Below are 7,894 nucleotides of genomic sequence, written 5' to 3'. Positions count from 1 at the left end.
GACAGGTGACCGCCCCGGGCGGAGCGCTTCGGCGCCCCGCCCGGGGCGGGTCCGTGTCCCGTACCCGGGCCGCCGGGAATAGCCGGGGGCGCCCGGGTGCTAAGGTGGTTGAAAGTTGGACTACCTGGGATGTGGTGAGCAGCATGCAGTTCGGAATCTTCTCCGTCGGCGACGTGACGACCGACCCCACCACCGGCCGCACCCCGACCGAGCACGAGCGGATCAAGGCGATGGTCGCCATCGCCCGCAAGGCCGAGGAGGTCGGCCTGGACGTCTTCGCCATGGGTGAGCACCACAACCCGCCGTTCGTCCCCTCCTCCCCGACCACCATGCTCGGCTACATCGCTGCCCAAACGGACCGCATCATCCTCTCCACCTCGACCACGCTGATCACCACCAACGACCCGGTGAAGATCGCCGAGGACTACGCGATGCTCCAGCACCTGGCCGAGGGCCGGGTGGACGTCATGATGGGCCGCGGCAACACCGGCCCGGTCTACCCGTGGTTCGGCAAGGACATCCGCCAGGGCATCCCGCTCGCGATCGAGAACTACGCGCTGCTGCACCAGCTGTGGCGCGAGGACGTGGTGGACTGGCAGGGCCGCTTCCGCACCCCGCTCCAGGGCTTCACCGCCACCCCGCGCCCGCTGGACGACGTCCCGCCGTTCGTCTGGCACGGCTCGATCCGCAGCCCCGAGATCGCCGAACAGGCCGCCTACTACGGCGACGGCTTCTTCGCGAACAACATCTTCTGGCCCAAGGAGCACTTCCAGAAGCTGATCGAGCTCTACCGCGAGCGCTACGCCCACTACGGCCACGGCACGCCCGAGCAGGCGATCGTCGGCCTCGGCGGCCAGGTGTTCATGCGGAAGAACTCCCAGGACGCGGTGCGCGAGTTCCGCCCGTACTTCGACAACGCGCCCGTCTACGGGCACGGGCCCTCGCTGGAGGAGTTCACGGACCAGACCCCGCTCACCGTGGGCAGCCCCCAGGAGGTCATCGAGAAGACCCTGACCTTCCGCGAGACCTTCGGCGACTACCAGCGCCAGCTGTTCCTGATGGACCACGCCGGCCTGCCGCTGAAGACGGTGCTGGAGCAGCTGGACCTGCTCGGCGAGGAGGTCGTGCCGGTGCTGCGCGAGGAGTTCGCCAAGGGCCGCCCGGCCGGGGTGCCGGACGGGCCGACCCACGCCGCGCTGGTCGCGGCCCGCGACGCGCGGACCCGCGACGCGCAGGAGAACGAGACGACGGAGGTGGCCCGGTGAACGCGTACAAGCTGGTGGTGGTGAGCGCCGGACTGAGCAAGCCGTCCTCGACGCGCCTGCTGGCCGACCGGCTGACCGACGCCACCGTGAGCCGGCTCGCCCGGGAGGGGCGGGAGGTGGACGTCACCGTGGTCGAGCTGCGGGACCTGGCGGTGGAGGTGGCCAACAACTTCGTCACCGGCTTCCCCGGCGCCGGGCTGCGCGCGGCGATCGAGGCGGTGACGGAGGCGGACGCCCTGATCGCGGTGACGCCGATCTTCACGGCCTCGTACAGCGGCCTGTTCAAGTCCTTCTTCGACGTGATCGACAACGACGCGCTCACCGGCAAGCCGGTGCTGATCGCCGCCACCGGCGGCACGCCCCGGCACTCGCTCGCCCTGGAGCACGCCGTGCGCCCGCTGTTCAGCTACCTGCGCGCGGTGGTGCTGCCGACGGCCGTCTACGCGGCCACCGACGACTGGGGCGCGGCGGGGGACGGGCTCACCGACGGCCTGCCGCGCCGGATCGACCGGGCGGCCGGGGAGCTGGCGGCGCTGCTGGCCGGGCGCGGTCCCGCGGCGGCGCCGGCGCTGCCCGAGCAGGTGGTGCCGTTCGCCGAGCAGCTGGCGGCGCTGCGCGGCTGAGCCACCGGGCGGGGGAGCGGCGGGGGCGGGTGCCCGAGTGGCGGCCCCGGAGGGGTTCCGGGCGGCCCTGGTGGTGCCGGTGGCCGCCACGCCGCTGGGCGCCGCGGTGGCCGTCGTCGGTGTCCGGCGGCGGCGCGCCTGACACCTCCGGGGTGCGTGGCGCACTGGTCGAACGGGCCACACCGGGTCGGCGCGAACAGCCCCGCCGGGCCGGGCCGAACAGCCCCACCGGACGGGTCGAACGGCCCCGTCGGAGACCGCTCCGACGGGGCCGTTCGGCTGCGTGTCGGCCGTGCCGGATTGTCCGCTTTGCGGTGTAATCGTTCCCATGATCAGATTAATGCTGGTCCGTCCCCCGTTCGGCTCCCCCGCGCCGCGGCGGGAGCGGCTGCCGTGAACCTGCTGCGGGAGAACCCCGTCCTCGCGCTGTTCGTCTGCCTGGCGCTCGGCTACCTGCTCGGCAAGCTGCGCGTCGGACCGATCCAACTCGGCGGCATCTGCGGCACGTTGATCGTCGCCATGCTGATCGGCAGCCGGCACGTCAGCGTCAACGCCGACGTCAAGAACGTCGCCTTCGCGCTGTTCATCTTCTCGCTCGGCTACATCGCCGGCCCCCAGTTCTTCTCCAACCTCAACGCCAAGGGCCTGCGCTTCGCGGTGCTCTGCGTCATGGAGGCGGTGCTGGTCGTCGGGATGGCCTACGGCATCGGCAAGGCCTTCGACCTGGACGTCGGCACCGCGGCCGGCATCCTGGCCGGGGCGGCCACCGAGTCGGCCGTGGTCGGCACCGCGCAGGAGGCGATCTCCAACCTCTCCGGCCTCGGCCCCGACCAGTCCGCCCAGCTGCAGAACCACGTGGCCGCCGCCTACTCGGTCTGCTACCTGTTCGGCCTGGTCTCCATCGTGCTGCTGACCAGCCAGATCTTCCCGCTGGTCATGCGGATCAAGCTGCCCGACGCCTCCCGCGAGCTGTGGCAGAGGATGCGCGGCGGCAAGGGCGCGCTCGCCGGCGACGAACAGCCCGCGCTGCCCCCGCTGGTCGGCCGCACCTACCTGGTCTCCCAGGGCGAGGGCTCGACCGTCGCCCAGGTGGAGGAGATCCAGCAGGGCCTGGTCACCGTCGAGGGCGTCCGGCGGGACGGCCGCACCCGTCACCCCGAACAGGACTTCCGACTGCGCCGCGGCGACCTCGTCCTGCTGGTCGGCCGCCGCGAGGCCGTCATCGACACCGGCCACGACCTCGGCCCGGAGACCTCCGGCGTGCCCGGCCTGGACAGCCCGATGGTGGTCCGCGACGTGGTCCTCACCAACCGCGACTTCGTCGGCCGTACGGCCGGGGAGGTCGCCGAGGAACAGCCGGCCACCACCTCCGGGATCTACCTGACCGACGTCCAGCGGGTCGACCAGCACCTGCCCGCGATCGCCGACACCGAACTGCACCGAGGCGACACGGTGACCGTCACCGGCTCCCGCTCGGCCGTCGACCGGTTCGCCGCCAAGGCCGGCGTCAGCATCCGCAAGGACGCCATCGACTACATCTACATCAGCCTCGGCATCTGCGTCGGCGTGCTGATCGGCCTGGTCACCGTGCACGCCGGGAACGCCGCGCTCTCGCTCGGCACCGGCGGCGGCTGCCTGGTCTCCGGGCTGGTCTTCGGCTGGTTCCGGGCCCAGCGGCCCACCTTCGGCGCCTATCCGCCGGTCGCCGCGCAGACCGCCAAGGACCTCGGGCTCTCCGTCTTCATCGCCGTCACCGGCCTGGCCGCCGGACCGGACGCCGCCGCGCTGCTCAGCGACCACCCGGTGCTGCTGCCGGCCTCCGGCATCCTCATGGTCACCGTCCCCGCGGTGCTCTCGCTGTTCGTCGGCCGCAAGCTGCTGAAGATCGAGCCGCCGATCCTGGTCGGTGCCATCGCCGGCCAGCAGTGCAGCACGCCGGCCATCACGACCGTCACCAACGTCGCGCAGAGCAGCATCCCGATGCTGGGCTACACGATCACCTACACCATCTCCAACTTCCTGCTCCCGCTCACCGGGCCGATCCTGGTCGGCATGCTGGGGGCCTGAGTTGACGAACCATCAGAGAATTCCGACGCCGCCGGAGAGAACGCCATGACGAAGCCCATCACCGGTCGCGAGGAGATCCGCCGACTGGCCCGGCTCAGCCCCTTCGAGCTCAAGGCCGAGTTCGTCCGGCTCGCCGAGGCCTACCAGCGCGACGAGCCCGGGCAGAAGGGGAAGTCCACCGCCCACATGCTCAACGCCGGTCGCGGCAACCCGAACTGGGTCTGCACCGGCCCCCGCGAGGCCGCCCTCGCACTCGGCCACTTCGCGCTGGCGGAGAGCCGCCGGGTCTGGACGGCCGACGACCTCGGCGGCATGCCGGAGCGGGCCGGCGTCGCCGGGCGCTTCGACGCCTTCGTCCGCAGCCACCCCGACCTGCCCGGCATCGAACTGCTCCGGCGCGGCGTCGAACTCGCCGTCGACCGCTTCGGGTTCGACCGCGAGGCCTTCCTCCACGAGCTCGCCGACGCGAGCATCGGCGACAACTACCCCGTCCCCGACCGGATGCTGGTGCACGCCGAACAGATCGTCCGCGGCTACCTCCAGGAGGAGCTGATGGACGGGCGGCCCCCGTCGCCGCGGCAGCCCGAGCTTTTCGCCACCGAGGGCGGCACCGCCGCGATGTGCTACGTCTTCGACTCGCTGACGAAGAACGGTCTGCTGCACCGGGGCGACCGGATCGCGCTGATGGTGCCGGTGTTCACCCCGTACATCGAGATCCCCGAACTGGACACCTACGACTTCGAGGTGGTCGAGATCCAGGCCAGCAAGCTGGTCGAGACCGGAGTGCGGGAGTGGCGCTACCCGGCCGAGGAGGTCGCCAAGCTGGCCGACCCGCGGATCAGGCTGCTCTGCCTCGTGAACCCCAGCAACCCGCCCTCCCTGGCGCTGTCCCGGGAGGTCACCGAGCAGATCAAGCAGATCGTGGCCACCACCAACCCCAACCTGGTGATCGTCACCGACGACGTCTACGGCACCTTCGTGGACGGCTTCCGCACCCTGGCCGCCGAACTGCCCCGCAACACCCTGCTCGTCTACTCGTACTCCAAGCACTACGGCGCCACCGGCCACCGCCTCGGGGTGATCGGCCTGGACCGGGACAACGTGATCGACGAGATGATCGCCGCCCTTCCGGCGGAGCAGCGGGAGCGGCTCGCGAAGCGGTACGGCACCCTGAGCCTGGATCCGGGGCGGATCCGCTTCATCGACCGGCTGGTCGCCGACTCCCGGCAGGTCGCGCTCAACCACACCGCCGGGCTCAGCCTCCCCCAGCAGGTCCAGATGGTGCTCTTCTCGCTGTTCGCGCTGCTGCCCGAGGGCAAGGCGTACAAGGCGCGGGTGCAGGAGATCGTCCGCCGGCGGCTCGGCCTGCTGCTGGAGGGCTCCGGGATGCGGATCTCGGACGACCCCGGGCGGGCCGGCTACTACGTCGAGCTCGACCTGCTCGCCGAGGCCGAGCGGGTCGCCGGCCGGGACTTCGCGACCTTCCTGGAGAAGAACTACGAGCCCACCGAGCCGCTGTTCCGGCTCGCCGAGCAGACCGGGGTGGTGCTGCTCAACGGCGGCGGATTCGACGGGCCCGAGTGGTCCGTCCGGGTCTCGCTGGCGAACCTGGACGACCTCGACTACCTGAAGATCGGCCACCACCTGAAGCAGATCTTCGCGGACTACCTCGCCGAGTGGGACGCCTCCAGGGCGCCCCGGGAAAGGCCCTGACCATGCAGGCCGAACCGCAAGCCGTACTCTCCCCGCTGACCAGCGCGGCCGTCTTCCTGGTCCTCACCGTCGAACCCGGCCGCGAGGCGGCCGTCCGCGAGCTGCTGCCCGAGCTCGCCGGCCTGCGCCGCGCCGTCGGCTTCCGGGCCCCCCAGGGCGCCCTCACCTGCGTCACCGGCATCGGCTCCGAGCTCTGGGACCGCCTCTTCGCCGGCCCCCGCCCGGCCGCCCTGCACCCGTTCCAGGAGGTGGCCGGCGCCCGCCACCGGGCTCCGGCCACCCCCGGAGACCTCCTGCTGCACCTGCGGGCGGAGCGGATGGACCTCTGCTTCGAGCTGGCCGCCCAGCTCACCGGCCGGCTCGCCGCGGCGGCGACCGTCGTCGACTCCGTCCAGGGCTTCAAGTACTTCGAGGACCGGGACCTGCTCGGCTTCGTCGACGGCACCGAGAACCCGGAGGGCCGGGCCGCCGAGAGCGCCGCCCTGGTCGGCGCGGAGGATCCGGCGTTCACCGGCGGCAGCTACGTCCTGGTGCAGCGCTACGTGCACGACATGGACAAGTGGAACGCGCTGAGCGTGGAGCAGCAGGAGGACGCGGTCGGCCGCACCAAGCTGGAGGACATCGAGCTGTCCGACGACGTCAAACCCGCCGACTCGCACGTGGCGCTCACCGTGATCACCGGGCCGGACGGCGAGGAGCGGAAGATCGTCCGCTTCAACATGCCGTACGGCACGTTCGGTTCCGCGGGCCGCGGGGGCGAGGCCGGCACCTACTTCATCGGCTACGCGGCCGACCCCGGGGTGACGGAGGAGATGCTGCGCAACATGTTCGTCGGCAGCCCGCCCGGCACCACCGACCGGCTGCTCGACTTCTCCACCGCCGTCACCGGCGGGCTGTTCTTCGTCCCGACCGCGGACTTCCTCGACTCCCCGCCGCCGTCGCCCCCGGCGGCCCCCGCCGCCCAGGCCGCACCTGCCGACCAGGCCGCACCTGCCGCACCCGCGCCGCGCCCCGGCGGTGCGGACGGCTCGCTCGGCATCGGCAGCCTCAAGACGACGACCTCCTGACCGCCACCCGCCGCCCCCCGAACAGGACCCCGCCCATGAACAACCTCCACCGGGACCTCGCCCCGATCTCCGCCGCCGCCTGGGAGGAGATCGAGGAGGAGGCCCGCCAGACCTTCAAGCTCCACATCGCCGGACGCCGGGTGGTCGACCTCACCGGCCCCGAGGGCGCCACCCTCGCCGCGGTCGGCACCGGCCACCTGACCGCCATCGACCCCCCGACCGAGGGCATCCAGGCCCGTGCCCGCGCCGCCCAGCCGGTGGTCGAGCTGCGCGTCCCCTTCACCGTCCGCCGCGACGCGGTGGACGACGTCGAACGCGGCTCCCGGGACTCCGACTGGCAGCCGGTCAAGGACGCGGGCCGCAAGCTCGCCCTGGCCGAGGACCGCGCCGTCTTCGAGGGCTACCGCGCCGCCGCCATCGACGGCATCCGCGCGGCCTCCACCAACCCCCCGGTGCAACTGCCCGACGACGTCCGGGAGTACCCCGAGGCCGTCAGCCGCGGCCTCACCGCCCTGCGCCTCGCCGGCGTCGGCGGCCCCTACTCGCTGCTGCTCGGCGCCGAGGCCTTCACCGCCGTCAACGAGACCAGCGACCACGGCTACCCCGTCCACAACCACCTCGCCCGCCTCCTCGACGGGGACATCATCTGGGCCCCGGCCATCGAGGGCGCCTACCTGCTCTCCACCCGAGGCGGGGACTTCGAGCTCTTCCTCGGCCAGGACGCCTCGGTGGGCTACCTCTCCCACGACGCCGAAACGATCCGGCTCTACCTCCAGGAGTCGCTGACCTTCCGCGTCTACACCGGAGAGGCCGCCGTCGTCCTGCGCGGCTGACCCCCGGGGAGCCCGCAAGGGTACTGAGTTCCTTTACGAGGGGTACTGAGTGCCGTATTCTCTCCATGGAGCCTCTGACGCCAGTCGAAGAGGGCAGACAGGCTGTACCGGTCCAGGTGGCGCATGCGGCGCGTGGGTCGCGCCCGGGCCGGTCTTGGCACTCAGTACCCTCGGTATGGCTGAGGCCGTGGATCCAGTGCATCCGTGCACCCGTGACAGGAGAACCGCTCATGAGCTTGAGGATCGTTGTCTGTGTGAAGTACGTGCCGGACGCGACGGGTGACCGTCGTTTCGCGGACGACCACACCACGGACCGGGAGGGTGTG

General features: G+C 71.8%; 6 protein-coding genes. All 6 read left to right on the top strand.

The window, feature by feature from the left end; translation table 11 throughout:
* Window positions 1-143 precede the first annotated feature (143 nt).
* Complete coding sequence (locus tag ACWD4P_RS37305; RefSeq protein ID WP_449782705.1) at window positions 144-1,265, top strand: LLM class flavin-dependent oxidoreductase; 1,122 nt, start codon at window positions 144-146, stop codon at window positions 1,263-1,265.
* Window positions 1,262-1,888 (top strand): FMN reductase, encoded by a 627-nt coding sequence (locus ACWD4P_RS37300; RefSeq protein ID WP_449782704.1) that lies wholly within the window; start codon window positions 1,262-1,264, stop codon window positions 1,886-1,888. The genes ACWD4P_RS37305 and ACWD4P_RS37300 overlap by 4 nt, the downstream gene beginning before the upstream one ends.
* Window positions 1,889-2,281: 393 nt before the next feature.
* Complete coding sequence (aspT, locus tag ACWD4P_RS37295) at window positions 2,282-3,955, top strand: aspartate-alanine antiporter (protein WP_359830601.1); 1,674 nt, start codon at window positions 2,282-2,284, stop codon at window positions 3,953-3,955.
* Window positions 3,956-4,000: 45 nt separating this feature from the next.
* Window positions 4,001-5,668 carry a bifunctional aspartate transaminase/aspartate 4-decarboxylase gene (locus tag ACWD4P_RS37290; RefSeq protein WP_449782703.1) on the top strand — a complete coding sequence of 556 codons (1,668 nt, stop codon included), beginning with the start codon at window positions 4,001-4,003 and terminating at the stop codon, window positions 5,666-5,668.
* Between the two features lie 2 nt (window positions 5,669-5,670).
* On the top strand, window positions 5,671-6,735 hold the full coding sequence (locus ACWD4P_RS37285) for a Dyp-type peroxidase (RefSeq protein WP_449782702.1): 1,065 nt from the start codon (window positions 5,671-5,673) through the stop codon (window positions 6,733-6,735).
* Between the two features lie 35 nt (window positions 6,736-6,770).
* Window positions 6,771-7,568 (top strand): family 1 encapsulin nanocompartment shell protein, encoded by a 798-nt coding sequence (locus tag ACWD4P_RS37280; protein WP_359830592.1) that lies wholly within the window; start codon window positions 6,771-6,773, stop codon window positions 7,566-7,568.
* The last annotated feature ends 326 nt before the right edge of the window (window positions 7,569-7,894 follow it).

This window comes from Kitasatospora sp. NPDC002543, assembly GCF_053594915.1.
This window is presented reverse-complemented; position numbering and strand designations above follow the sequence as displayed.